Raw genomic sequence first — 25,391 nt, 5'->3', positions numbered from 1 at the left:
GATGTCCGACGACATTCAAAAGGAAAACGGGTACACCCCGATTGCTCATGTAATCCTCGAGCAAGCTTCTCAGCACGCTTTTAACGGAGCTCAGTCCCGGCTGCTGATGCGGATATGGAGACTGACCTATGGATACAACCGGAAGGATCACGAATTTTCGATCTCCTACCTTAAGAAGGCAACAGGCCTTTCGGAAAGGACAGTCAAAAAGGAACTCGCCGCCTTGATAAAAGCGAATGTCCTGATAGTGACCAAACACGAGACGAGAACGACAGCTCGGAAGCTGGCTTTTAACAAACGGTATAAGCAGTGGACTATCCAGAAGGACGGCGGTGATCAAGTGGAAGAATTGAACTTTGATGAGGGGAACGATACTGCCCCTCACCAAGACGAATCAAGCTACTTTGAGGGGAAGTATACTGCCCCTCCTGAGGGGAACGATACTGCCCCTCAAGTAGCTACTTTGAGGGGAACGATACTGCCCCTAAATAAAGATATTCTTTTAAAGAAAGTATTTAAAGAAAATGTAGACCCCTTTACTTTGTTCTATGAAACCTACCCCAGACGGATATCTAAAGCAGCTGCTTTGAAAGCATGGAAGAAGCTACAGAAAGAACCCGACTTCGACCCGATCATTGTCATCCTTCATACACAGAACTTTGCTGAGACTCACAAGTTGTTGAAAACCCAAACGTCCTATATCCCTCATCCTTCAACCTACCTTAACCAAAAAAGATTTGAAGATTACAGCGTCGTTGATCCAGAAGGTCTCTTACAACAGCTTCCGGCAGCGCCGGCCCGGCAGTCCAAGCTTTCCAAGAACAAGGATCGCCTGATGGGAGGTGTCTCTCATGACCGAGCAAGAAGCGAAATTCATCCTGTACAAGGCATCAGCAGCTTACCCGAGCCAGCTGGAGTTGGAAGACGAGACGATCGCGGTCTGGATTGAGCATCTCGCAGGCGTCCCCTTCCAAAGGGCAATCGGCAATCTAGATGATCATATCAGATCGAGCCGCTTCTTCCCGGTCATCGCGGATATCGTCCGCTCAGATCCTTACGAACACACCACCGGGGAGGTCATGCGATTGAAGGCTGCCATGCACCTGAAGCTGCTCTCTGCCTGGGAGCGAGATGACACGCCGCCGCCGGACGGATACTGGCAGCGAGTGAAACGGGAATTGGAGGGCAACAGCCATGAATGAACAAGATTATCCCTTCCCGCCGGATTACGAGGATAACACCCCCCGGGATTCCGACGCCGAGATGGCGGTCATCGGCTCCGTCCTGATTGATCCTGCTGCATATGATGTCGTCAGCGCCAAGTTGGGGCCGGGCAAGTTCTTCCACGACGAGCACAAGCGGATCTTCCGGGCAATGGGCGAATTGGCGAAGAACGGACACCCGATCGACATGCTTACCCTCGTTTCCTTGCTGCAGGACAAAGAGGAGCTTGATGATGTCGGCGGCGTGAACAAGATCGCGCAGATGGCCAGCACCGTGCCGACTGCCAGCAATGCCGGCTACTACGCCGACCGTGTGAATGAGAAGTACATGCAGCGTGAAGCGATTGAGATCGCTCGGGAGCTGTTGAAGCTGGCGACAAGTGGGCAGGACGTTGCTCAATTCGCGGCGGCGGCAGAAAAGAAGATCAGCAAGCTGACAGAAGAAGCGGTCCAGGAGCGACCGTTCACGACCATGAAACAAGCATTAGGGCAAGTATGGGAGGAGTCCGAAGAGCGCTATAACAACCGGAATAACAACCGCGGCATTACCGGGACGCCGACTGGCTTCACCGATCTGGACAAGATGACGGCAGGCTTGCAGAAACAGGACCTGATCATCGTTGCGGCGCGGCCATCGGTAGGTAAAACAGCATTGGCGCTCAATATTGCCCAGCACGTCGGCGTGAAGGCCAAGGAGACGGTCGCCATCTTCAGTCTGGAAATGTCAGCCAAGCAGCTGACGGCTCGGATGATATCGTCCCAATCCAACATGGACGCTGAGAAGCTCAAGACCGGCCTGTTCGAGGGTGACGATTGGGAACGTATGGGCTTTGCCGTCGGAGTTCTCTCTCAGGCTCGCATTTTCATCGACGACACTCCAGGCATCACGGTCCGTGAGATCCGGAACAAGTGCCGGCAGTTGAAGAAAGAACACGGTCTCGGCCTCATTCTTATCGACTACCTACAGCTGATCCAGGGCATGGGCAGCGGTGGTCTATCCAACCGGCAACAAGAGGTCTCCGACATCTCCCGGACGCTCAAGCAGATCGCCCGCGAGCTCGACGTACCGGTCATTGCTCTCTCCCAACTGAGCCGCGGTGTTGAGCAGCGCCAGGACAAGCGGCCGATGATGAGCGACCTGCGTGAATCCGGATCAATTGAGCAAGACGCGGACATTGTCGCCTTCTTGTACCGGGATGACTATTACAAAAAGCAGGACAGCGATAAGAAGAACATCATCGAGATCATCATTGCCAAGCAGCGGAACGGCCCGGTTGGTACGGTGGAGCTGGCGTTCCTGAAAAACTACGGGAAGATGGTCAATCTCGATCGGCAAACCGTGCCTGAAGATCATGATCCCAATTGGTGAGGAGAATGCCGGACATGGCTAGAATCGACCCAATCATGCAAGGCGATCCATGGGAATTCATATACGACGAAAAGGGCCGGATCATCGGCGAGGTTTACCTGCTGGTTGATATACAGCGGATGCTGATGTTTGGCAAACGGAAGGGGAAACGGAAATGAGGTTTGTAAAGAAAAAAGAACAGTCTGAAGAATCAGCGGCCAGCAAGTATAACTCCCGAAAAGCCCTACTTGATACAGACGGATTCATTACTTTGTTAACCCTTCCAGAAGTGAAAATGTTGAAGGAGAAGGGCTTGAAAGAAGGGCAGTTGCTATTTGACTCCGGACTTGAGGCCAGATACTACCGTGATCAGCTGCTTCCTATGGTCAAAGATCAATCGATCCTAGTGGAGTTCCAGCCTAAATATACACTCGTTCCGAAGTTTGAAAAAGAAGGCATCAAGCACATGGCCGTAACGTACACGCCCGATTTCAAGGTCACCTACTTTAGCGGAAAGGTCCTGCTTATTGACGTAAAGGGCGCCGAAGATCAAAAGTTTCCGATCAAAAGAAAACTCTTTGATTATATCAACCGTGATCTCCCGCCGTTGCTCGTGATGAAGTACTGTAAGAAATTTGGCGGCTGGATAACGATCGAAGAATACAACCTGAAAAAGCGAGAAGAGAAAAAAGCAAATAAAGCATAAATGCCGCGCGTCCCGCTCGGCAGGGGCCTCTTACGCCCATTTGACCAAACGAGCGTTCTCATTTTGAGGAGGGGAAGTATGGTTTACCCCAATTTCCGAAAAGCTTCGCTCGGCCAACTCTACGATATCGCCTACCGTGACAAGGAAGCACATCCCATGTTCCGTGGGCTTGCAAGAGCGGAGATTCTACGCCGGGACCGAATCTACTGGCCGCAGCAGCAGATCAAGGTGAGAAGGAGGAGGTCCGGATGAATGACATCATGCTGAACATCAACAAGCACACGCCGTTGCCGCAACATGACAAGCGCCCGGTTCAAGGCTCCAGCGGCATCGCCCCTTACCGACTCAATGAGCAGGAGTTGCAATGGGCCAGGGAAGGGAAGTACCATCTCATCCCCACTGCGGCGGAGCGTGGAATCCCATATGAAAAAGTTGAGCCGCGAGTATTTAAAACGCCTCCGGTAAATAACGATGGCCGCCGCTCTCCTGAGATCAAGCCGACCCGCGAGCTGCTGGAGTTGGACATCAAGCGGGGGCTCAGCAACAAGCAGATGGCGACCAAGTACCATCTGAGCGAGTCGGCCCTATCGGTTCGGCTAAAGCAGCTGGGACTCAGGAGTGATCGGCGCCGCAAACCCAAGAGCGAAGCTCAGAAGGAGTCGGGCTGGTAATGGGTACGCCGATCCCAAGCAAGAGCCGAGAGCTATCTGCTGCCGGAGCCGGCCCGATCACTACCCGTAAAATGACACCTGAAGAGATGGCCAGCATGGGGCGGCCTGACCGGATGACTAGGAAATGGCGTGGCCCAGGTAGGGCTCCGCAAAGAGATGTGAAGGAGGAAATTCCATTGGCAAGGCCCGCGAAGATCACGAAAGAGGAATACCTGCGGCTAAAAAGCGCTGGTTTCGACAATAAGGACATAGCCGCGAAGGTTGGTATTACGACCAACAATCTTAAAGCATATTTGGATCGCTGGGACATTGCGGAGCCGAAGGCAGCGCCTTTGCACGTGCCGTCACAGCCGCATCAGGCCGCAGTTAGGCAGCTCGTGTCAGACCCAAGCCCTCCTGCAGAGCCAGCGGTCGCAGAAGCACCACCGCAAGCAGTTAATCCCGCACCTGCCCCATCAGAGCCCAAGCCTAACGCTGCTCCCGATTCGCCAAAAGCCAGCATGGTCGACCATCCGGCCCACTACAACAAGGGCGGCATTGAAGCCATCGACGTCATGGAGGCCGCAACGATCAGCCTCAGCGGGGCAGAGGCAGTCAATACCGCATCGGCCCTGAAATATCTCTTCCGCTGGAAGGACAAAGGCGGCGCCCAGGATCTCGAAAAAGCCCGCTGGCATATCAACAGGCTGCTGGAACATCTGGCTGCAGGGAATAAACAGCTATGACCCAGATAATTACCCTTGCTCGCTGTGAGTGCTGCGGCCGAGCTGGAAAGCAACTGCGGCGGTGGAACGATCGAGATGTCTGTCTGAAATGCATTGGAGAACTTACGGATCAATCCAATTTTGAGGAGCGATAGATATGACCAAGCCAATCAAAACCGTACCACTGCCGGAGGGAGCAGCCCCGGCCCGCATCAACGATCTGGTTAACGCAGCTCACGCCAACGCCGTAGCCAAGGGCTGGTGGGCCGAGGAGCGCAGCTTCGGCGAAGTCATCGCACTCATCCACAGCGAGGCATCCGAGGCGCTGGAGGACTTCCGCGTAGGCAAGCAGCCGACTGAGGTCTGGTACGAGAACGGCGACAAGCCTTGCGGCATCCCGTCCGAGATGGCCGACATCGTCATTCGGGTCTTCGACGCCGCGGGCCGGTACGGCATCGACCTGGAGACGGCCATTGCGGAAAAGATGGCCTACAACGCCACCCGGCCGGTCCGGCACGGCGGCAAGGTGCTCTAATGACGCCGGAACTCATCATCGACAACTTCGCCGGCGGCGGCGGGGCAAGCACTGGCATCGAAATCGCCATCGGCCGCAGCGTAGATGTGGCCATCAACCACGACCCGGACGCGATCGCTATGCACGAGGCCAACCATCCGGAGTCGAAGCACTATTGCGAGTCGGTCTGGGAAGTGGATCCGCGGGAGGTCGCTGCAGGGCGTCCGGTCGGGCTAGTTTGGCTCTCCCCGGACTGCAAGCACTTCTCGAAGGCCAAAGGCGGCAAGCCGGTTCAAAAGAATATCCGCGGGCTCGCTTGGGTCGCGGTGCGCTGGGCGGCGACCGTCAAGCCGCGGGTCATCATGCTCGAGAATGTCGAGGAGTTCAAGACGTGGGGGCCGCTGCTGAAAGACGGTTACCCGGATCCCAAGCAAAAGGGCCGGACGTTTAACTGCTTCGTCAATGCACTTCGCCGGCTCGGTTACAAGGTGGACTGGCGGGAGCTGCGGGCTTGCGACTATGGCGCGCCGACGATTCGCAAGCGGCTATTCCTGGCGGCGCGCTGTGACGGCCGCCCGATCGAGTGGCCAGAGCCGACACACGGGGACCCGGAGAGCGAGGCGGTCAAGTCCGGGCGGCTGCTCCCCTGGCGCACGGCGGCGGAGATCATCGATTGGTCGATCCCTTGCAAGAGCATCTTCGGGCGCTCCAAGCCGCTGGCGGATAACACCGAGCGCCGGATAGCTCGCGGCATTCAGCGGTTCGTCATCGACGCGGAGAGACCCTTCATCGCTCCATACGCGCTGATTCAGATGGGCTACGGAGATCCGGAGGGGCGCCGCGTACTCGACCTCAACAAGCCAATTGGCACGGTAACGGCCGGCGGCAATAAGTTCGCTCTTGCGGCAGCTCACATCACCAAGTTCCGCGGCGGGGCGACCGGACATAGCGCGGTCGAGCCATTGCACACTGTCACGTCCGGCGCTGGATCGGCGCGGCCCGCAGGCGCAGCCCATGCGCTGGGCTTGGTAACGGCGTTCATTGCCAAGCACTATGGCGGCAATTACTCCGGCGCGGGTGTCGAGATGGAAGAGCCCCTACCAACCGTAACGACCAAGGATTACAATTCACTCGTTACTGCTCACATCGCCCGACATTTCGGACAATCGGTCGGCAGCGCCGCCGAGGAGCCAGTCGGGACAGTCACGGCGGGCGGCGGTGGCAAGTCATCGCTTGTCACAAGTCATCTTATCAAACTGCGCGGCACATGCGCGGACGGCCAGCCGGTCACAGAACCGATGCCGACCATCACGGCCGGCGGCATGCACGTCGGTGAGGTTCGGGCCTTCCTCCTCAAATATTACGGCAGCGCAGATAACGGCCAGATGCTGACGGATCCGCTGCACACGGTAACGACCAAGGAGCGGTTTGGGCTGGTCACAATCGCGGGAGTCGACTATCAGATCGTCGACATCGGCATGCGGATGCTGGAGCCGCACGAGCTCTTCGCGGCGCAGGGCTTCCCGGCCAGCTACATCATCGACAAGTACGCGGACGGCAAGGCAGTACCCAAATCCGCTCAGGTCGCCCGCTGTGGCAACTCGGTATGCCCGCCGCTGGCGACGGCGCTTGTCCGCGCCAACCTCCCCGAGCTCTGCGTCGGCTCCGGAAAGGTGCTGGCGTTCGAGCGGTACGCAGCGGAGCAGGCGGGGCAGCTGCAGCTCAGTATATAGCCCCCAGGGGCAGCACAACACAGGGAGGCTAAGGCTTCCCAAGGAGGAACAGAGATGAAATTGACAATGCGTGAACTGATGAATTGGGCAGAAAAGCACAACGTCGACTTAGATGCAGAAATTCAGATCGGTGTGGAGTTCAGCGGAGCGCCATCGTACAACTTCAATTTGCAATTCGAGTGTAGGCCGACTCTACAGCCGGAACCTACTTTCTGGATCACCAAAGAAAGTGTTGTTGAGCTGATGCATAATCGCATGCTGGGATAACAATCCGGAACTGCGGCAACATTCCGATGGAGGTGCAGGCATGAGTAACGAACAGCAGCCGGGCGGGATTGCCTGGATCAAGGTAGGCGAAATGGGGAGCGTTCCTGCTGGGCTGGACGCCAACGAATTTTATCTGCTCACGGACGGTCTTCGGGTTGACATGGGATGGGTAGCCAGCGAGACGGATTTAGGAGACGGGGATATGATCCCAAGCCGCTGGATTACACCCGACTTATCTAGCCTGGACGGGGGCAGCGTTACCCACTATGCCTATATCAACCTACCCGAGGACGAGCAGCCGAAGGCGTCATATAAAGAAGGCGACCGAGTCGTTCACGATCAGCACGGCGAGGGGGACTATATTTGCACGGCTTCGCCTCTCGTGGCGGTTGTCCATTTCGAGGAGTCGGGCGAGGACAGAAACGTATTCGTAGGGGAGTTGAGGAAGCGTGACTGAACAGCAGCCCATGACGGCGGAGCAGATGGTCACTGAACATTCCGGAGGCGCGGCTTCCCAATCCAAGGAGGGATTATCAATGAGCAAACAAGCAATTCTGGACGTACTTAACAGCCTGCCAGTGATCGACAGCAACGGCGGCGACGATGCCTATATCTTGGTCGCCAACACACAGGAGGTACGCGAGCGACTGGCTGCGGCAGGGGTGGTCTCGGCGGCTAACGACCCGGATGTATTGGGGCGCTATGGGGATGAGGATGAGTTTTGCATCCTGGCGTTTGCCTTTGGTGATGGATACGCCAATGACTATCAGGGCGGCAAACTGGTTTGGATTTCGGAGCCAACCAACGAAGGCGACAGCAGACCATGACAGCGGAGCAATTGGATGAAATACAAAAATCGCTGGATGCGGCGACGCCGGGGCCGTGGGAAGCGAAAGAGAAAGAAGTGCACACGGCCAAGGAGGACATAGAGGGATACAAAACGCAGGTTTGCAAGTTCACACCCTCCCGAATTGCTGCTTCCAACATTCACCTCATCGCCAACGCCCCGACCTGGCTTCGATCCCTCCTAGCTGAGGTACAGCGGCTCCAATCCTTAACGGAGGATTATGACGAGTTGGGACGGGACTTCTCGGAGGAGGTTGAAACCTTGCACGCCGAGGTACAGCGTCTTACGGAGCTTAACCAGGCCAGTCAGCGACGAGCAGAGGAGTTCATAACTGGCGAGCGTGAACGGCTGTCAGTAGAGGTACAGCGCCAGCAGGGAGAGATCGAGCGCCTGACAAAGTTGCAGGCATTCACGCAGGCTGAGGTCAAATCCGTTAGAAACCGTCTGACCAACGAGGTACAGCCGGAAACAGACATTCTGGATGAGAGCCGAGCAAGTTTGAGAAATCTAGCTCAGCACAATCATCGAAAATGGATAGAGGAAGAGGAGAGAGCTGAGCGCCTACAGGCCGAGAACGACCAGTTCCGCCAGCAGGTCCAGCACGAGCACAACCTGCACATGCAGGAGATGGACGAGAGGCGCAAGGCACGGGATGAGGTAGACCAACTCCGACAGCAGCTGGGAGAAGCCGTCGAGGTACTGAATACAGCAGGAGTGCGGAAAGCATTGCGATACCCAATCAAGCACGATATCTCCGCGAATGACGCAGAGTACGATCAAATCATTGCGGCACAAAAATTCATTGATCGTCTGAAAGGAGATAGAACCGATGGGTAGGGATTACAAGTTCAGGGGACAGAAGCACGCAGATGGTGAGTGGGCTTTCGGAAGCCTCGTCACAGCCGACAACGGCGATACGTTCATTATGACATTGAGCAAAGGCGGCATCGGCTACCACTCGAATAGCCATGCGGTCGATCCCGAGACCGTTGGCCAATACATCCGGTCAGATATAAATGGGAATGCCGTTTTTGAAGACGACATCGTGAAACAGCCGGGACCAATTTTCATTACCGGAATGGGCTTCAAGACGGAGACTGAGATGATTGGTATTGTCGAACTGCGCGAGTCGGTGTACAGAGTGCGAGGGAAGACGAACAATTCCAAGCTTACTGATTCGCCGTTGTATCCTGTTTGCGAGGTCATCGGCAACATCCACCAGCACCCCGAGCTGCTCAAGGAGGGAGAGGGATGAGGAAGGAAGTTTGTTGGTTCGCGGAACGAATGGAAAGCCGCCTCTCGGAAAATGACCACAAGCCAGGCTGGCAGGACAGCCGTGAAGATCGGGAGTTTCTGCTGAAAAGGCTGGAGGCCAATTACCACAAGTTGTGGGCAGCAGAACAATGCTACGGATCAGCATTCGACCCAGAGAATGTCGTAAAGAAAGCTGCCGACATTGCCAATTTCGCCATGATGCTCGCGGACAACGCTCGACGTGATCTTGAAAGGCAAGCCAAGGAGGCCCCCAATGGACATTAGGACGGAGACTCGGCGTCTGGTTGTTATATACGAGCCTGTTGTAATTCCGGTCGAGTTGTCGCCAGGAAGTACTCTTGTCCCTCAGCAAGACTTCACCGCAGGCAACGGCGAGATCAAATGGGTTTACTGCGAGGCGATCGACAACGGTCTGCCTGCAGATATACACGATCTCATCTCAAGTAACGAAGCCTGGATTCGTCAATGGGCTCCTTTTAAGAAGAGAAGCAAGGAGTTGGCCCTCATAATCGAAGAAGGTCTACTCCAGATCGGGGTGAGGGTATGACCGACATTAGGACGATGCAGGCGGGGCCGGAGTTGGACCAGGAAATGATCCTCGCGTTCGGGTGGACGCTGGTCAATGCCGACGTACCTCAATGGCCGGAAACCGCGCCTTTCCCATTCGTCCAATTCAATAAGGACTGGAACGAGTATCGCCTGTACGAGATATATGAAGAAGGCTGGCCCTTCCTGAGGTTCGCCCCTTCCACCACCTGGGACGGCGCCGGACAGGTCATCGAGGAGATGCGGCGGCGGGGGTTCAACGTACTCATCGGGAATCACGCATTAACCGGCAATTGGGTCGTTGAAATCGGCACGGTGTTAGTCGAGGACGTAGAGAGCTGCCCCCACGCCATCACCGTTGCCGCTATCCTTGCACTTCGATCGGAGGCAGAGCATGGAGACGTGCGGTGATTGCATCCACTTAAACGCCGGGCGCTGTCCATTCGAAAGTGAGCCGGTAAACGAGCAAGATTACGCCTGCATCGAGTTTCAAGGCGAGCCTATGCATCATCATTTTATCGGGGACTAACCCGCGAGAGGAGCAATCATAGATGGCAATCGAACTGAACGTACTTTTCAAGGCACTGACCAAGGACGACAAGAAAGAGGTCCTGAAGTTCGAGATTAAGGGCACAGAGGACGAGCAAGGTGAAGCGGACCTCTTCGACCTCTCCGGCAGCATTGTAGTGTTCGGCCTGCAGGTCGGCGGCGATTACGTGGTTCAAAACATGAAGGCGGATTTCCTGACCATGCAGCGCGACAGCAAGAAGACAGTGCTAAAGTTCGAAATCAAAGGCGAGCCAGAGAAAGCGCAGGCGCTGTATCCCTTTGCTGGCCGGAACGTCTCATTGGAAGTCGCTGCCTCGCAGATGACTATCGAGGAATTCAGGGAGCCACATGAGGGTGTTAAGTACAAGGTCGGGCCGGACGGAACAACTGAGCTCCAGAACGACAAAAACCAGCTGACAATCGACGAGGTAGCTGCCGCAGCCGAAGATCCGATGCATGACGTGGATGATCCGGAGCCGTTCTGATGCGCAGGCTCAATTGGGGCGCGCTGGCCGTACTCCTGTTGTGCTGCTGTTTTTGGCTGGCGGCATGGCTGCTGCTTAGATAAATAGGGAGGGGCTTCGGCCCCTTTTAGCTGGAGGTGAGCCGAAGTGCAGCAGGAATTCGATCTTGGTCCGCTGCCGAACCTGAACGACCTGGACGGTAAGAAGACGCAGGCTGCCATCGAGGCCGTCTTCGAGAAATATCTCTTCTACAAAAGCATCACCTTCGAGGAGCGCGAGGCGAGCACGACCGCCAGTTACTCCGACATCCCCCGCAGCTACACTGGTACGACGAGCGACCAGACGGGCAGCATCGCCATGTACAACGTTGACGAACCCGAGCGCCGCCGAATCTTCATGGACAAAGTCAGGGCTGGCGTTCGTAAGCTCCCGGTTACCGAACGCACTCTAATTGACTTCCGATACATGCAGGATGAGTACAAGCGTGATCTCGACGTCTTCCAGACGGACATGCCAATGGGAAAAAACCGCTATATGGAGATCCGGCTCCGCGCGTTTTACCGCCTCGCATTCATCTTCCACGACTTCCGGTTGCTCCAGGTTAAGGACCTGACAAGGAATCATTAACACATAAAGAGCCTGGGTCGGCAAGTTTGCCGAGCCCTCGCTCATAAAATATACAGGGTGATGCGAATGGGACAAAACGAGTCCGGCAAGAAACCCAGAAAAAAGCTCCAACTCAAGTACAACTGGATCCCCACCGACGAAGATCCGGTAGAGGCAATCTATCAAGCTCTCAACCCGAATGTAAGTTCTGTGTTGGCAAGGCATGGAGCATCCTTTAAGATAGGCTTTAAAGAAATTATCCGTAACCACTTGAAGGTGTGATGTGTTCTAATGCATAAAAATAATAGCAATTCAAAGGCGCGGGCTTATGTTCGCGTCTCTACTCTTAAAGATGCCCAAAAAGACAGCCCAGAGCATCAGGAAGGCCTGATCCGCGAACGTGCTCTTTCGGACAACGTGGATATCGATCAAGTTTATACGGACAAAGGCACAGCGACCAACATAATTGAACGGGAAGATGTTCAGCAGATGGTTGAGGATGCGAAACAGAGGAAATTCAATACCATCTATTTTGCCTCTCTCTCCCGTTTCAGCCGGGACACGCTGGACGCAATTTCTCTGAAAAGGATTCTCGTCAATGCCCTCGGTGTTCGGGTGATATCAATTGAGGATATGTATGATTCAGGCAAAGAGGATAACGAGATGGTCTTCACTATGATCTCCTCGGTTAACCAGCAACAGTCCGAGAATACGAGTAAGTCCTCAAAACGCGGCATCCGGCAGTCCGCCAAGAAGGGAAACTTCACTGGTTCAGTTCCTCCATACGGATATAAGAAGGTCGTTGTCGATGGAAGGAAAACACTTGAAGTCGTACCTGAAGAGGCCGCGGTAGTCCGTGACCTGTATGATCGGTATGTTAACCAAGGCATGGGAGAAAAAAGCCTGACCGTATATTTAAACGATTTGGGGATTCCAAGCTCCAAAGGCGGGGTATGGGGCTTATCGTCAGTTCAGCGGATCCTGCAAAATGAGAACTATACCGGCTTTCTCGTTTACGGAAAGATGGAGTCTATCAAGGTCTATGAAGATGTGAATGATCTTCAGAATCGCCGGAAGAAGCTGGTGCAGCGGGATAAGGGGGCATGGGAGAAGACTGAGTTCCAAACCCATGAGGCGATCGTATCAAAGGAACTCTTTGACGAAGCTCAGCGTATAAGACTTATCAGAGGCGGCGGCAGCCGCGGAGGAAGACGATCGTATGTAAACGTCTTTGCCAAGCTTATATTCTGCAAGCATTGCGGCTCAGCGATGGTCACAATGGCAAGCGGCCGCGAGCGTAAAAGCGGAGATATGACCTACTATCGATATCTCATGTGCAGTAAGCGGCGCCGGCAAGGCGTCAACGGATGCGACAATTCGAGTTGGGTTCCATACTACGAATTACGAGACGGTTTAATTCAACAGATCATCGAACGCCTCTCGCGCGTTGGTGAGGGTATTGAAGGATTGGACAAGGCAGCAGAAAAGCAACTGACCATCCAAGCCAAGGATTTCGAGAAGGACATCACGAAGTTGGAGAAACAGATCAGTAACAACCGCCGGCTACTGTTTGAGATTCGGCGTCAGAGTATGAACGACGAGATCGACACGGAGCAATATGAATTCGAGAAGAGTCAATACGAGAAGGAGATTAAGGAAAGCGAACTCAAGTTGATGGGGCTTAATAAACGATCCGAAGAACTCAAGAATAAGGAACGGGTCTTGAAAGAAGTCGGAAAGAGTGTGAATGCGTTGAAGTCCATCACCAATTTGGATGATGTTGAGCTGGTAAGGGGTCCGCTGAGCAAGTTGATTCAGCGAATAGAAATCGATAAGGAAGGCGAAGTTGATATCCATAGCTTCCTGGGGCGCTTTTGAGCTCCAGGATTTTTTTGTGCGTACTTGAAAATATACGATGTTGGAGATATGGTTCCTCACAGTCTTTTCGCTGATGAACAGCAGCTGCGCGATATCCCTTGTCGTCTTGTCCTGGACCAGTAGTTCGAATACTTCGCGTTCCCGGTGAGTCAGCAGAAATTTGTTTTTGTGATCGGTGCCCTTCAAAATGCCACCCCTCCTTGCTCGGGTTTTTGTGGGATACAACAAGGTTAAGGGATACAGTCAACTTATCTTATGAACAACCGCCCTGCAGGGTGCGGCTGATTGCGGAAATGGGCGCATCAGCCGGAATACATTCCGGAAGAAGGAGACGGGCCGCGCTTTTTCGCCTTCCTCCGATTTTCCAAACCGCCGGCATATGCTATGATGTGGGCTGATGGACAACTTGCATTCTTAGGGAGAAACGGGGCTGCCTTATCCATGAAAATTTTCCTGCTGTTCGGCTTGTTATGGACTCTTCTCGGCAATCCCTTCCTTGCCCTGATCGTCTTGCTTGCCGTCCTGTATATTTTGGATCGCCGATTCATCGGCCTGACGCCGAGCCTGCTGAAGCCGATCCGCGCCCGCAGCCGGAGAGCCGCGCTCCGCAGGGAGATCGACGCCAATCCGAGCAACAGCGGCTCCCGCCTGGAGCTCGCCAAGCTGCTCCTGGACCGCCGCAAGTACGGAGAAGCGCGCAGGACGCTGGAGCCGCTCAAGGAAACGCTCGTCATGGAGGAGTCGGCCGAGTTCTGGGACGATTACGGCACGAGCCTGCTGCATACGGGGCAGCCGCAAGAGGGTGAAGCTTGCATCCGCAAGGCGCTGGAGCTGAACCCGAGAGTGAAGTACGGGCAGCCGCATCTGCGTCTGGCGGCATACTTTGCGGCTTCGGACAAGGAGAAGGCGCTGCGGGAGCTGGAGGCGTTCAGCCGCATCCAGTCCTCTTCCTGCGAAGGCTATTACAGGATGGGCCGGCTGCAGAGCGAGCTCGGCCGTTCGCAGCAGGCGAAGGAGGCCTGCGAGGAAGGGCTTCGCCTGTACCGGATGCTGCCGCGCTACAAAAAGCGCCAGGAAAGGCGCTGGGCGCTTCTGTGCTTCTTGCGCAAAAACGCCGGCTGAGCTGAAGCTCCAAAAAGAAAAAGAAGAGCATTGCGGCATGTGCATAAGCCGTCCTTGCTCTTTTTTTGTTCTTTTTTTGGTATAATGATAAGAATGCCGAACAGAAGCGGAGGGGGAAGGGAATGGGCACGGACAGCAGGGTGAATCCCTTCTTCATGGACATGGAGGCAATGATCTCCAAATATATGCGGCCGGATGCCATCCGTCGAGGCTGGGACTATTCCAGCAGGGGCAAGGTCGCCGCGGTTCGAATGGTCGGCTCCAAGCTGGCTGCCGTCGTCAGCGGCAGCCATGATTACATGGTGATGCTGGGAACCAGGCATGACGATTGCAGCTGCGATTGTCCGGTCAGCGGATGGTGCAAGCATATGGCGGCCGTATTCTTCAAAGGCCTGCAGGAGAACGGCGGCGATGCGGAGCGGGCGCTCGAGCGGCTTACCGGCGGCGGACCGGTGACGATCAGCCGCATCGGCTCGAATGCGGAGCCTTCGAGCTCCGTCCGTCCGTCCGGCCAGACCTCTTCTCCCGGGGAGGAAGCCAGTCCGGAGGAGTGGCTGGAATGGATGGACAGATCGTACGGAGAGACCTGGCACGGCTGCAAGCATACTCTCCATCCGCTGCAGCCGGTGCTGTCGGCGCTCAAAGGCTCGGCCCGGGACTGGCCGAAGCCGCTGCAGAAGCTTCATTGGATGGCTTCGATCCTATTCGTCCTCGAGCAGGCGGAGCGCGCGTTGCGGCTAGCGGATGCTTTCAGCCGTTATTATCAGGAGATGAGCTTCACCCGAATGGCGGAGCCATGGGTGGATCATTTCTATGCGCTGGCCGGGGAGCTCGAGCCGTCCCTGATGAAGGGCAGGCAGTTGGAGTGGCTCGACTTCCTGACCGGGCTTCTTCGCGAGCGGGGAGCCGATACGGCCGGCAAGCTGTTCCGTTGGGACCGGCTCTACTATGCCTTGGCGGAGAAGCTTCATGCAAGGGACGACTGGATGGAGAGGGAGACGGATCAGCTCCGCTCCATCCTGAGCAAGGCGAGGCAGGCTGCATCCGATGAGCTCCTTCCGGAGCCGGGTGCGAACGACGTCCGCCGGCCTCAGGACGAAAGGGGCGGAGCCGACGGAGATTCCAGGATCTATTTCCCCATCATTGCCCTGGCGCATCTGGAGGCGTTCCGCGGCCATGACCGGCAAGCCGTTGATCTGCTGCTGCAGGGACCATCCGATCCGGCGGCCGGATTGGCGCTCGATACGGCGAGGAAGCGGCTGGACAGCAAAGATTGGGGAGGACTCGCCATCTGGATGGATTATCTGTCCAAGACGACGGACGGCAAGCGGGGCGGCTCGGCGATCCAGCCGTTTCTGCTTTTGTGCAGGAGCGCGGACATGGAGCAAAGCGACAACCCGATCTGGATGGAATACTTGGTGCAAAAGCTGCCCTTCTCCTATATGGCGCTGTCCGACCAGCTTCTGGATAAGGGCAGCTTCGAGCAATGGGCGGATCTGCAGCTCGCGATGGGCTTGAGGCCAGACGAGCTCGATCCGGCGGATGTCCGTTCCGTCGCCAAGCTTGCGCCTGCGATGCTGATTCCGCTCTACCACCAGTCTGTGGAGAGCTGGATCGGCATCCGCAACCGCCAGAGCTACCGGATGGCTGTGAAGCAGCTCAAAAAGCTGGAGAAGCTGTACCAGGCCGAACGGAATACAGAAGCCTGGGAACGCTATATGGCCCGAATCGCGCTGAAATACCAGCGGATGCGGGCGCTCCAGGAGGAACTGAGGAAAGGAAGCCTGCTGAAATGATGAGAGGACTATCTACGGCCAAGCCGATCAGGCTGAGCGGCCGCTGGACCGGCAGCGGCATCCAGCTGCATGCTGCCGAGCCCGGCGAGTTCGACGCCAGGCTGCGCGATCTGTTATTTGCCTGGCACGCTCCTTCCTGGTATGGAGCCGAAGTGGAGCAGCTGGATGCGGATCCCGGCACCGGCGCGGGCAGGTCCCTGCTCGTTGCGCCGCTGCTCGCGTGCGATTACCTGGCCATGCCGCAGCCTGTGCGGCTGCTGGCGATCGAGTACGACGATGAGCTGCTCAGGCTTGCCCGTTATGCCGGACTGATTCGCCAAGCGCTGCTGGACGGGGCGTTCGAGCCGGATTGGCAGGGCTGGTCGGAGCTGCGCAGAAGCTGGCGGCTGCGGGAAGGCTGGGAGCCCGCCATAGATGCCGTCGAGCCCCATCGGGAGGCGGTCGTCCATGAATGGCTGAGCGCGGCTGTGGAAGAGCTTATCGAGGGCAGCCGAACCGTCCGCAATGCATGGCATGATCTGGAGAGGGCGACCGGCCAGGTGCTGGAGCGCAAGTCGCCGTCCGAAGAAGACTGGTATATCGGAATCGGGCTGCGCAAGGATACGTTTCCGTTCCGCGTCGCCCTGCAGCTGGCGGAGCCGGAGCAGGGCGGGGAATGGAGGCTGCGGGCCGCCATTCGCGACCGCGAGGGAAGCGGCCCCTGGATTCCGCTGGAGCGCGGAGAGGAGCCGGGCGGCTGGCGTCCGGTCAGCGGGTCGGAGCTTCGCATTCCCGAGGAATGGCTCGACCTGCTTCATGACCGGCTGGCGAGAGAAGAGGGCAAGTGGCTGCTGGCCCTGCCGGAGTGGGGCTCCGATGCCGGCAGCGTCGTCAAGCATGCGCTTCAGGATGACGAGGCGTGGGATTTCCTGCAGAACGCCAGCTTGCGCCTGCTTGACGCCGGCTCTTCCGTTCTGCTTCCGGGATGGTGGGAGACGGTCCGCAAGCGCCGGATCCGGGTGAAGGCGAAGCTGAAGTCCGCTGCCGGATCCGCCGACCAGCCGATGTTCGGGCTGTCCCAGATCGTCCAGTTCGACTGGAAGCTCGCGCTCGGCGGGCTGGATCTGACCGAGGAGCAGTTCATGAGCCTGGCCGCCGAGAACAAGCGCCTGATCCGGATCGGAGACGAATGGGTGCATCTGGATCCCGAGGATGTATCCAAGATCCGCAAATGGATGAAGAAGGCCGGAGGACGCAAAGGACTGAGCTTCCGGGACGTCATGCAGATGCATCTGCAGGGAGGCATTGTCCTTTCGGAAGAGGAGGAAGGCGGCGAGGACGATCTTGTCGCCGAAGTGGAGCTGAACGAGCATCTGCACCGCCTGATCGGACAGCTGCAGGATACGAGCGAGCTGCCGCTCGTCAGCGTCCCCGCTGCGTTCCACGGCGAGCTGCGGCCCTACCAGCTGCAAGGCGTGTCCTGGCTTGCGTTCCTGCGGCGCTTCGGCCTGGGAGCTACTCTGGCCGATGACATGGGTCTGGGCAAAACGATCCAGTATACGGTCTACCTGCTCTCGATCCGGGAGCTCGAAGGGCGGCAGCCGGCTCCGTCGCTGCTGATCTGCCCGACATCGGTCATCGGCAACTGGGAGAAGGAGCTGCAGCGGTTCGCCCCGTCGCTCGACGTGAGGCTGCATTACGGACCCAAGCGCGCCAGAGGCCGGGATGCGTTCCTGGCATTCGCGGAAGGCGCGGATCTGGTCATCACCTCCTACGCGCTGGCTCCGCTCGACGAGGAAGAGCTGTCGGGACTGCAGTGGGAAAGCCTCTGCCTGGACGAAGCCCAGAACATCAAAAATGTGTACACGAAGCAATCGTCGGCCATTCGGAATCTGACGGCCCAGCATCGGATCGCCCTTACCGGAACTCCGATGGAGAACCGTCTGAGCGAGCTCTGGTCGATCTACGATTTTACGAATCCGGGCTATCTCGGCACGCTGCCGGAATTCCGGCGCAACGTCATCCTGCCGATCGAGAAGGAGCGGGACGAGCGGACGATATCGGCCCTCCAACGCTGGGTGAAGCCGTTCATGCTGCGGCGGGTCAAGAAGGATCCCGCCATCCAGCTGTCGCTGCCCGAGAAGAACGAGAGCCAGGTCTACGTCACGCTCACGGCCGAGCAGGGCGCGATGTACGAATCCATCGTCTCCGACCTGCTGGAGAAGCTCGACACGCTCGGTCCGATGCAGCGCCGCGGGCTTATCCTTGCCTCCATCACGAAGCTGAAGCAGGTATGCGATCATCCCGCGCTGCTCCTGCGCGAGGCGGAAGGCGATTCGGCCGCCTGGAATCCGGAACGCTCGGCCAAGACGATGAGGCTGCTGGAGATGTGCGAGGAAGCGGCTGCCGAAGGGGAACGGGCGCTTGTCTTCACGCAGTTCGTCGATATGGGAGCGGCCTTGCAGAGGCTGCTCAAGGAAAGGCTCGGCCTCCCTGTCCCTTATTTGCACGGCGGGGTGCCGAAGGCCAAGCGCGACGACATAATCGCCGACTTCCAGAATCCGGATCTGCCGCATGGAGCGTTCGTGCTGTCGCTGAAGGCGGGCGGAACCGGGCTGAATCTGACGGCGGCGAACCATGTGTTCCACTATGACCGCTGGTGGAATCCGGCCGTCGAGAACCAGGCGACGGACCGGGCATTCCGCATCGGGCAAACCAGGCAGGTGCAGGTCCACAAGTTCGTCGCTCTCGGGACGCTCGAAGAGCGGATCCATGAGATGATCGAGCGCAAGCAGTCGCTGAACGACCAGGTGGTCGGGCAGTCGGAGCAGTGGATCACGGAGCTGTCGACCGACGAGCTGCGGGAGCTGTTCACGCTGCGCCGCCAGTGGATTCAAGGCTGAGCGGCCGGGATATCGGGATCATCGAGGGCAGGGAGGAAGTTAAGGGATGAAGGATTACATCCGTTCCGGAATTCCGGAAGCAGAGGCGGGCCGTCCGCTCTCCTCAGAAGATGCAGCTTCCGGGGAGACGCGCCGCGAGGCGGAGGAAGCCGGCCCCGAGAAAGCATGGGCTGCTTTTTACGAAGCGGTCCGCAGCTCTGTGCAGGGCATGAGGAAATGACCGATAGCAATCAAAAGCCCGCCTTCCGGCGGGCTTTTTTTTCGCGTCGTCTCGATCCAATGAGGAATCTGACGGCATAACGGGTCGTTCAGACTCCGAAATCGGAATCGGGGGCTTTGTCAGGCATGATCTTCTTGTAGCTTGCCGACAGGAAAATCATGTACTTGCGCAGGTACTTTCGGCTGATATAGGCGATGAAGCCGGTTATTCCCGCCAATACAATCGCGTAGGCCATGCTCCATTGGGTCGGGATTTCGACGCCTGGATAGATGGACATGGAAATCCACGTCTGTCCGAACGAGCGGATAATTCCCGCCAGCAAAGCGAGGACCGTGCACAACCCAAATCCGTATGCGATGGTCGCAAGCGTCGGAATCACCATGATGCTGAGCAGTCCCGTCGTGCAGTAGAATCCGGCCATGGCAAGCATATCCCGGAAGGATCGGTTCGAGCCGCGGCCCATGATATATTCGCTCCGGTAAGCTCTGGCGAGCTTGCGGGGGTCGCCGAGCCGGGCCAGAACCTCGGATTCCCGCCGGCCATGGGCGATTCCCTCGGCGATGTGGCTTTCGATCTCTCTCACGGCGTCAAGCTTTTCTTCATCGGGAATGCCGCTGAGCAGCTGATGGAACCGGTCCAGGTAAGCTCTTCCTTGCGGACTCATTAAGCTTCATCTCCTCGGTGCAGTTGGATTTGATGAATGGCGGCCGCGAATTTGCCCCATTCGGCCGACATGTCATGCATGAGCATGCGTCCAGCATCGGTCAGGCTGTAGTACTTGCGCGGAGGTCCGGATTCCGATTCCTGCCAGAAGGACTCCAGGTAGTTCTCTTTCAGCATCCGCCTCAGGAGGGGATAGAGCGTTCCTTCGGTGATGGCGAGCGGTTCCCATTTGTTCAGGAGAGTCACCAGCTCGTACCCGTACCGGGGATTGCCGCTGATCAACAGCAAAATGCAAAATTCCAGAATCCCCCTCCGTACCTGGGAATTCCATTCCGATATTTCCATGCCGACCACTCCTCAGGGAACATGTTACTACAAGGTACTGTGCAGCGCAAGGTAGGTGATTGAAAACAGGCTGAATTTACGAGCGCAGCGGCGGAAATCGAATAGAATTGTATCCCTTGACAGTTTATTTTTCATCCTGCAACGGGGCGGGCCTTCCGTCTATAATAGAGTCATAGAGATCCGGGAGGTCATTCCATGATCAAACGCTTTGCCTGCGCGGCGCTGGCGGCCGTCATGCTGGTTCCTTCGGCAGGCTGCTTCAATGAATCGGGCGCTAACAAGCCCGCTGCCGATCCTTCCGTCCCCCAGGGCAGCCCTTCCGGGCCGGTGACGCTGACTCTGAGGCATACCCAGATCAAGGAGTCCGCCAAGGCCAGGCTGAGAATCCTCCAGGATGTCGTGAGCGAGACGGAGAGGGACAATCCGGGCTTGAAATTCCAGCTTGAAGGCATCGACGAGATCATCAACCGGGACCAGAAGCTCAAGGCCGAGATGGCTACCGGGACAACTCCCGATATATTTGAGATCTTCGGAGGCTCGGACGTCAGGCTGTACGTAAAAGCCGGGCGTCTGCTGGATCTGACTCCGATCATCCGCGAGTTGGGCATCGAGAGCCAATTCCAGAGCCTGGAGGAGTTCACGGTCGACGGCAAGGTATACGGCCTTCCTTTCGGCGGCTACAGCGAAGCGCTGTATTACAACAAAAGCATCTTCAAGGAGCTCGGACTGGACATTCCGACTACCTGGGACGAGCTCATGCAGGCTGCGGACAAAATCAAAAAGGGCGGGTATACGCCGTTCGCGCTGTCCGCCAAGGATCCCTGGATCGCCGGCATGATGTGGAACACGATCATGGACCGGTACGCCGGCACGGACAAGCTGGCGCGGATCGCGGCCGGCACGGACAAATGGACGGATCCGGACATGGTGGCGAGCTTCCGCGCCTATTCCGAAATCGTCAAGGCAGGCTATTTTCCTGCCGACGCGCTGAGCCAGTCCGACAAGCAGCAGGCCAAGGATCTGCTCTACGGCAAAGCGGCCATGCTGTTCACCGGCACCTGGGATCTGGCGGCACTGACCGGCGACAACGCAGGCCCGTACAAGAACGATCTCGGCTACTTCTCTTTTCCGTCGATTCCGGGAGGAGCGGGAGACTTGCATGCGCTCAATACCGGATACTCCAACGGATTCGGCTTTTCGTCCACCCTGTCCCAGGATCAGATCGCCATGGTGACCAGCTTCATCCGCAGCTACTTCAATGAAGCGAACCAGAAGCGGATCCTGCTGGAGGACAAGACGCTTCCTTCCATGAAGCTCAGCGATTTTTCCGGCGTGGATCCGCTGATATCCGAAGTTCTCCAAGTCGTGGGCAATGCGCCGTCCACGTTCCGGGCGTTCGACTACTACATGCCGTACAAGATCAACACGAAGGTCGGCATCGGGCTGCAGGAGCTGATCGGGCAGATCCGTTCCCCCGAAGCCGTGGCGGCGGAAATTCAGGCGGTGCAGGACAGCGTCCTGCGCGACGAGAAATGAAGATGCGGCCTTCCCGACCGATCATGGACGCGAGCTGACAAGAGAGGGGTTCGACAGGCTGTGAATCTAAGACCTAAGCTGCTGCTGGCCTTCATCCTTCTGATCGTAGTGCCCGTCGCATCTTCAGGGGTCGTATCCTTCCTCTATTACGAGCATCTCCTGGAGAAAAAGTACAACGAGCAGACCGAGATGACGATGCATGCGGTCGGCAGCAACATCCGCAATTTTTTCGATGAGATGAACCGTCTTACCGATGCGAGCCTGACGAGCTCCGTCGTGCAGGAAACGCTCAAGCTCAACGCCGATCCGAACGGCGGCGCCAGCTCCCTGATCGCCAAAGGGCAGGCGGAAAAGGAAATGGGCGAGCTGCTGTTCCAGAATCCGGCGATGAGCTACATCATCCTGTATGCGAACAACGGGGCGCTGTTCCGCTCCACCCGCAACGATCCCACGACGTTCAAGCCCGTCACGTACGAGCGGCTCAAATTCCATCCTTCCTATGCCAAGGCGGAGCGCCTCAACGCCAAGCCGCTCTGGATCGGACCTTATGAACAGGAAGAGCTGACCGGCAAGGAATACTCGCTGTTCACCCAGATGCGCGTCGTGAAGGACAGGGACAGCCTGGACAATCTGGGCATCATGGTCACCCAGTTCAAGTCGTCCGGCGTGGACGACATCCTGACGAACTTCCGGGGCAGCCTCTCGGACGGCTCCAGGTATTACATCGTCAACCAGCGCGGCCTCGTGCTGCTCGACAGCGAGACGAAGCTTGCCGGACAAGTGCTGGACGGGAAGAGCTATCTGCCCTCGAGCGCTGATCAGCCCTACGCGAGCGAGCGGGCCAAGTTCCAGGGAGTCGACAGCCTGACCTCCTCTTATTGGCTCGGCATCAACGACTGGATGCTCGTATCGGCCAAGCCCTGGAATTCCCTCATGAGCGAGAACGTCAACTTCGTCAAATGGATCAGCCTGATCACCGGCTTATGCCTGCTGTCGGCGATTCTGTTCAACGTCTTCTTCGTCAACCGCGTGGCCAAGTCGATCATCCGCGTCGTCCGCAAAATGCGTCTGGTCGAGCAGGGATTGCTGGATATCCGGGTTCCGGTGCAGGGCAAGGACGAAACGGTGCTGCTCGGGAGCAGCTTCAACAGCATGACCGAGAGGCTGGGAGGCTTGCTGACCGAAGTGAGGGAGGAGCAGGTGCGCAAGCAGCGTGCCGAAATGATGCTCATGCAGGCGCAGATCAAGCCCCACTTCCTGTTCAATACGCTGGAGTCCATCAATGCGCTGGCTGCGCAGAACGAAGGCGCCAAGATCATGCTCATGGTCCATCGTCTCAGCCGGCTGCTGAGGACGAGCATGCACCATAAGGAAGAGATTACGGTGCAGGAGGAGCTGGAGCATGTACGAAGCTATCTGGAAATTCAAAAGTACCGCTTCGAGGATCTGTTCCATTACGAGCTGGATGTCGATGAGGAGGCGCTGGAATACCGGATTCTCAAGCTGACCCTGCAGCCGCTCGTCGAGAACAGCATCCAGCACGGCTTTGACGGGCTGGAGCACGCAGGCATGATCCGGGTGTCCGTGAGCGTCGTTTCCGGCAGCATCGTCCTTGAAGTGGCCGACAACGGCATCGGCATGGACGGGGAAGCGATGAGCCGGATCGCAGAGGGCAGGAAAGAGGAAAAATGGAGTCCGATGGAGGATGGGGAGAGGGGCGGCCTGGGCCTGCGCAACGTCGCGGACCGGCTCCGGATCCATTACGGACCCGGCTACGGCATGATGATATGCAGCAGCCCCGGACAGGGAACGACCATCCGGTGCACCATTCCGCGCAATAGGGGGGAACAGGCATGACGGGAAAGGTCATGATCGTCGACGACGAACCGCATATTACACGCAATCTGGAGAAGGTCATCCCCTGGGAGATGCTCGGGCTCCAGGTGGCTGCCACGGCAAAGAACGGGAGGGAGGCTCTGGAGCTTCTCCAGGACGGCGACACGGATTTGCTCCTGTGCGACATCCGCATGCCCGTGATGGATGGAATGACGCTCGTGAGGACGATCCGCGAAGCGGGCATGGATCTGGACATCATCATGCTGTCCGGCTATCAGGACTTCAGCTATACCCGTACCGCCATCCAGTATGGAGTCCAGGATTATATCCTGAAGCCGATTCCTTATGACGAATTGACCGGAGTCATCGCGCGGGTCATGAACCAGCGGCGCACCCGCATGAAGCAGCTGCAGAGCGAGCGGCAGAGGCTGGATGCCGTCATGGATCTCGCCAATGAGAAAGTGCTGTTCGACGTGCTGAAGGATTATACGGACGTGTCCCATAACCATTGGCTCATGGCCGAGGACGAGCTTGAGCCGGCGGGACGCAGCTACATCCTGATCGTATTCGATCTCGACGCCGGATCCGAGGAGGCGAAGGACTGGAGGGAGTGGAACGACAAGGAGCGCAAGCTCTGGAACTTCGCCGTGAGCAACGTCGTCCGGGAAGCGCTTCGCCGCAGCGGCATACGGAATGCCGTCATCCAGATGCGGGACGGCGAATGGTGCCTGCTGCTGGAGACGCATCTCTCGCGGCTGGATCTCAATGTCATGGCGGAGAGGACCGAGAAGCTGCTCGGCGAAGTCAGCCGTCATGTGAAGCTCAATCTCCATGCCGGCATCTGGCATGAGCCGGTTCCACTCAAGGGGCTGTCGGCCGCCTACAAGCGGGTCCACCGCTCCATGCAGCTGGATCCCGAGGCGGAGCGCATCCGATTCTTCACCGACGACAGCGTGGAGAGGGACACTTCCCACGAGGAGCTGTGGGCGAACTCCGAACGGATCCTGGAGGCGATGAAGGGCGGATCGTCCAGCGAAGTGCATGAGGTCATCCGGCAGCTGTCCGCCCATCTGCAGACTCTCAGCACGCCTGAGCTGGGCAGAGCCAAGCCCGTTCTGCACTACTTCGCTCTCCATCTCATGAGGGAGATGAAGGACATGCAGCTGCTCGGCAAGGAGCAGGAAGACGCGCTGTGGCGCAAGCTGGACCGGAGGATCAGCGCCAAGGACCTGATGGGCGTCATCCGCCAGACGGCGGACGCCGGCCTTGCGGGATCGAGCGACAAGAAGAAGCATTCGGAGCGGACGATCGCGGAGGCGCGGGCATATCTGGACCGCAACCTTTTCCGCGACATCAGCGTCGAGGAGGCGGCTACCCGCGTCGGTCTCAGCACTTCTTATTTCAGCCTGCTCTTCAAGCAGACCTACGGCGAGACATTCATCGAATACGTCACGCGGCAGCGGATGGAAAAAGCCAAGGCGCTGCTCGCCGATACGTCGAAGAGCGTCGCTCTGATCTCCAAGGAAGTCGGTTATTCCGAGCGAAGGTATTTTACCAAAGTATTCATGAAGTACACCGGCGAGAATCCGACGGATTTCCGGGCCAGGCTGAGCCAGCCTCCGGCCGAAGGCTCTAGGCCGCATTCGACTTAATCTACATT

30 protein-coding genes and 1 pseudogene are annotated in these 25,391 nt (G+C 57.3%); 28 read left to right on the top strand and 3 right to left on the bottom strand.

Annotated features, from left to right (window positions below):
• The first annotated feature begins 1 nt into the window (after nucleotide 1).
• The 21 genes from PHU01S_RS03655 to PHU01S_RS03560 all read left to right on the top strand — a co-directional run bounded on the left by PHU01S_RS03655 (nucleotide 2) and on the right by PHU01S_RS03560 (nucleotide 13,331).
• The gene (locus PHU01S_RS03655; protein WP_127506166.1) at nucleotides 2-949 is read left to right on the top strand and encodes a replication protein; all 948 of its coding nucleotides are present in this window, start codon (nucleotides 2-4) and stop codon (nucleotides 947-949) included.
• Nucleotides 852-1,202 carry a replicative helicase loader/inhibitor gene (locus PHU01S_RS03650; RefSeq protein ID WP_127506164.1) on the top strand — a complete coding sequence of 117 codons (351 nt, stop codon included), beginning with the start codon at nucleotides 852-854 and terminating at the stop codon, nucleotides 1,200-1,202. Before PHU01S_RS03655 ends, PHU01S_RS03650 begins: the two co-directional genes overlap by 98 nt.
• Complete coding sequence (gene dnaB, locus PHU01S_RS03645) at nucleotides 1,195-2,592, top strand: replicative DNA helicase (RefSeq protein WP_127506162.1); 1,398 nt, start codon at nucleotides 1,195-1,197, stop codon at nucleotides 2,590-2,592. Before PHU01S_RS03650 ends, dnaB begins: the two co-directional genes overlap by 8 nt.
• Nucleotides 2,593-2,606: 14 nt before the next feature.
• Nucleotides 2,607-2,750 carry a hypothetical protein gene (locus tag PHU01S_RS25585; RefSeq protein WP_164762960.1) on the top strand — a complete coding sequence of 48 codons (144 nt, stop codon included), beginning with the start codon at nucleotides 2,607-2,609 and terminating at the stop codon, nucleotides 2,748-2,750.
• Nucleotides 2,747-3,277: a DUF1064 domain-containing protein gene (locus PHU01S_RS03640; protein WP_127506160.1), complete on the top strand. Its 531-nt coding sequence runs from the start codon at nucleotides 2,747-2,749 to the stop codon at nucleotides 3,275-3,277. The genes PHU01S_RS25585 and PHU01S_RS03640 overlap by 4 nt, the downstream gene beginning before the upstream one ends.
• Nucleotides 3,278-3,525: 248 nt before the next feature.
• Nucleotides 3,526-3,948 carry a hypothetical protein gene (locus PHU01S_RS03635; RefSeq protein WP_127506158.1) on the top strand — a complete coding sequence of 141 codons (423 nt, stop codon included), beginning with the start codon at nucleotides 3,526-3,528 and terminating at the stop codon, nucleotides 3,946-3,948.
• Nucleotides 3,948-4,673, top strand: a complete 726-nt coding sequence (locus PHU01S_RS26210) for a DUF3310 domain-containing protein (RefSeq protein WP_218032405.1) — start codon at nucleotides 3,948-3,950, stop codon at nucleotides 4,671-4,673. Before PHU01S_RS03635 ends, PHU01S_RS26210 begins: the two co-directional genes overlap by 1 nt.
• A 136-nt stretch (nucleotides 4,674-4,809) precedes the next feature.
• A complete protein-coding gene (locus PHU01S_RS03625) occupies nucleotides 4,810-5,187 on the top strand; it encodes a nucleoside triphosphate pyrophosphohydrolase family protein (RefSeq protein WP_127506156.1) in 378 nt (125 codons plus the stop codon).
• The gene (locus PHU01S_RS03620) at nucleotides 5,187-6,899 is read left to right on the top strand and encodes a DNA cytosine methyltransferase (protein WP_127506154.1); all 1,713 of its coding nucleotides are present in this window, start codon (nucleotides 5,187-5,189) and stop codon (nucleotides 6,897-6,899) included. The genes PHU01S_RS03625 and PHU01S_RS03620 overlap by 1 nt, the downstream gene beginning before the upstream one ends.
• Nucleotides 6,900-6,953: 54 nt before the next feature.
• On the top strand, nucleotides 6,954-7,166 hold the full coding sequence (locus PHU01S_RS03615; RefSeq protein WP_127506152.1) for a hypothetical protein: 213 nt from the start codon (nucleotides 6,954-6,956) through the stop codon (nucleotides 7,164-7,166).
• A gap of 40 nt (nucleotides 7,167-7,206) precedes the next feature.
• Nucleotides 7,207-7,623 carry a hypothetical protein gene (locus PHU01S_RS03610; RefSeq protein ID WP_127506150.1) on the top strand — a complete coding sequence of 139 codons (417 nt, stop codon included), beginning with the start codon at nucleotides 7,207-7,209 and terminating at the stop codon, nucleotides 7,621-7,623.
• Between the two features lie 79 nt (nucleotides 7,624-7,702).
• On the top strand, nucleotides 7,703-7,993 hold the full coding sequence (locus tag PHU01S_RS03605; RefSeq protein ID WP_127506148.1) for a hypothetical protein: 291 nt from the start codon (nucleotides 7,703-7,705) through the stop codon (nucleotides 7,991-7,993).
• Entirely contained in the window at nucleotides 7,990-8,850 is an 861-nt protein-coding gene (locus PHU01S_RS03600; RefSeq protein WP_127506146.1) for a hypothetical protein, read from the top strand. The genes PHU01S_RS03605 and PHU01S_RS03600 overlap by 4 nt, the downstream gene beginning before the upstream one ends.
• The gene (locus PHU01S_RS03595) at nucleotides 8,843-9,268 is read left to right on the top strand and encodes a YopX family phage-derived protein (protein WP_127506145.1); all 426 of its coding nucleotides are present in this window, start codon (nucleotides 8,843-8,845) and stop codon (nucleotides 9,266-9,268) included. Before PHU01S_RS03600 ends, PHU01S_RS03595 begins: the two co-directional genes overlap by 8 nt.
• Complete coding sequence (locus PHU01S_RS03590; RefSeq protein ID WP_127506143.1) at nucleotides 9,265-9,552, top strand: hypothetical protein; 288 nt, start codon at nucleotides 9,265-9,267, stop codon at nucleotides 9,550-9,552. Before PHU01S_RS03595 ends, PHU01S_RS03590 begins: the two co-directional genes overlap by 4 nt.
• The gene (locus PHU01S_RS03585) at nucleotides 9,542-9,835 is read left to right on the top strand and encodes a hypothetical protein (protein WP_127506141.1); all 294 of its coding nucleotides are present in this window, start codon (nucleotides 9,542-9,544) and stop codon (nucleotides 9,833-9,835) included. Before PHU01S_RS03590 ends, PHU01S_RS03585 begins: the two co-directional genes overlap by 11 nt.
• A 32-nt stretch (nucleotides 9,836-9,867) precedes the next feature.
• On the top strand, nucleotides 9,868-10,245 hold the full coding sequence (locus PHU01S_RS03580) for a hypothetical protein (protein WP_127506139.1): 378 nt from the start codon (nucleotides 9,868-9,870) through the stop codon (nucleotides 10,243-10,245).
• 140 nt (nucleotides 10,246-10,385) lie between these two features.
• A complete protein-coding gene (locus tag PHU01S_RS03575; protein ID WP_127506137.1) occupies nucleotides 10,386-10,868 on the top strand; it encodes a hypothetical protein in 483 nt (160 codons plus the stop codon).
• A gap of 126 nt (nucleotides 10,869-10,994) precedes the next feature.
• Entirely contained in the window at nucleotides 10,995-11,474 is a 480-nt protein-coding gene (locus PHU01S_RS03570; RefSeq protein WP_246029134.1) for an ArpU family phage packaging/lysis transcriptional regulator, read from the top strand.
• A gap of 66 nt (nucleotides 11,475-11,540) precedes the next feature.
• Nucleotides 11,541-11,735 (top strand): hypothetical protein, encoded by a 195-nt coding sequence (locus PHU01S_RS03565; RefSeq protein ID WP_048744506.1) that lies wholly within the window; start codon nucleotides 11,541-11,543, stop codon nucleotides 11,733-11,735.
• A 9-nt stretch (nucleotides 11,736-11,744) separates the two neighbouring features.
• Entirely contained in the window at nucleotides 11,745-13,331 is a 1,587-nt protein-coding gene (locus PHU01S_RS03560; protein WP_127506135.1) for a recombinase family protein, read from the top strand.
• Nucleotides 13,332-13,370: 39 nt separating this feature from the next.
• Here PHU01S_RS03560 and PHU01S_RS03555 read toward each other — a convergent pair.
• Nucleotides 13,371-13,517 (bottom strand): annotated as a pseudogene (locus PHU01S_RS03555) (LuxR C-terminal-related transcriptional regulator); the annotation flags it as partial.
• 255 nt (nucleotides 13,518-13,772) lie between these two features.
• Here PHU01S_RS03555 and PHU01S_RS03550 point away from each other — a divergent pair.
• The 4 genes from PHU01S_RS03550 to PHU01S_RS25580 all read left to right on the top strand — a co-directional run bounded on the left by PHU01S_RS03550 (nucleotide 13,773) and on the right by PHU01S_RS25580 (nucleotide 19,351).
• Complete coding sequence (locus PHU01S_RS03550; protein ID WP_127506133.1) at nucleotides 13,773-14,453, top strand: tetratricopeptide repeat protein; 681 nt, start codon at nucleotides 13,773-13,775, stop codon at nucleotides 14,451-14,453.
• A 155-nt stretch (nucleotides 14,454-14,608) separates the two neighbouring features.
• Complete coding sequence (locus tag PHU01S_RS03545) at nucleotides 14,609-16,249, top strand: SWIM zinc finger family protein (RefSeq protein ID WP_218032404.1); 1,641 nt, start codon at nucleotides 14,609-14,611, stop codon at nucleotides 16,247-16,249.
• Nucleotides 16,246-19,131: a DEAD/DEAH box helicase gene (locus PHU01S_RS03540; RefSeq protein WP_246029133.1), complete on the top strand. Its 2,886-nt coding sequence runs from the start codon at nucleotides 16,246-16,248 to the stop codon at nucleotides 19,129-19,131. The genes PHU01S_RS03545 and PHU01S_RS03540 overlap by 4 nt, the downstream gene beginning before the upstream one ends.
• A 46-nt stretch (nucleotides 19,132-19,177) precedes the next feature.
• Nucleotides 19,178-19,351 (top strand): hypothetical protein, encoded by a 174-nt coding sequence (locus PHU01S_RS25580; protein ID WP_021880420.1) that lies wholly within the window; start codon nucleotides 19,178-19,180, stop codon nucleotides 19,349-19,351.
• 88 nt (nucleotides 19,352-19,439) lie between these two features.
• Here PHU01S_RS25580 and PHU01S_RS03535 read toward each other — a convergent pair whose 3' ends face one another.
• Entirely contained in the window at nucleotides 19,440-20,015 is a 576-nt protein-coding gene (locus PHU01S_RS03535; RefSeq protein ID WP_127506129.1) for a DUF1700 domain-containing protein, read from the bottom strand.
• Entirely contained in the window at nucleotides 20,015-20,359 is a 345-nt protein-coding gene (locus PHU01S_RS03530; protein ID WP_127506127.1) for a PadR family transcriptional regulator, read from the bottom strand. The genes PHU01S_RS03535 and PHU01S_RS03530 overlap by 1 nt, the downstream gene beginning before the upstream one ends.
• A gap of 195 nt (nucleotides 20,360-20,554) precedes the next feature.
• Between PHU01S_RS03530 and PHU01S_RS03525 the strand changes: the two genes are divergently transcribed.
• The 3 genes from PHU01S_RS03525 to PHU01S_RS03515 are packed head-to-tail and all read left to right on the top strand — an operon-like array spanning nucleotide 20,555 to nucleotide 25,383.
• Nucleotides 20,555-21,895, top strand: a complete 1,341-nt coding sequence (locus PHU01S_RS03525; RefSeq protein ID WP_049867014.1) for an ABC transporter substrate-binding protein — start codon at nucleotides 20,555-20,557, stop codon at nucleotides 21,893-21,895.
• Nucleotides 21,896-21,955: 60 nt separating this feature from the next.
• Nucleotides 21,956-23,752: a cache domain-containing sensor histidine kinase gene (locus PHU01S_RS03520; RefSeq protein ID WP_049867015.1), complete on the top strand. Its 1,797-nt coding sequence runs from the start codon at nucleotides 21,956-21,958 to the stop codon at nucleotides 23,750-23,752.
• A complete protein-coding gene (locus PHU01S_RS03515; RefSeq protein WP_048747681.1) occupies nucleotides 23,749-25,383 on the top strand; it encodes a response regulator transcription factor in 1,635 nt (544 codons plus the stop codon). The genes PHU01S_RS03520 and PHU01S_RS03515 overlap by 4 nt, the downstream gene beginning before the upstream one ends.
• The last annotated feature ends 8 nt before the right edge of the window (nucleotides 25,384-25,391 follow it).

This window comes from Paenibacillus humicus NBRC 102415 (assembly GCF_004000905.1).
Classification (GTDB): Bacteria; Bacillota; Bacilli; order Paenibacillales; family Paenibacillaceae; genus Paenibacillus_O; species Paenibacillus_O humicus.
This window is presented reverse-complemented; position numbering and strand designations above follow the sequence as displayed.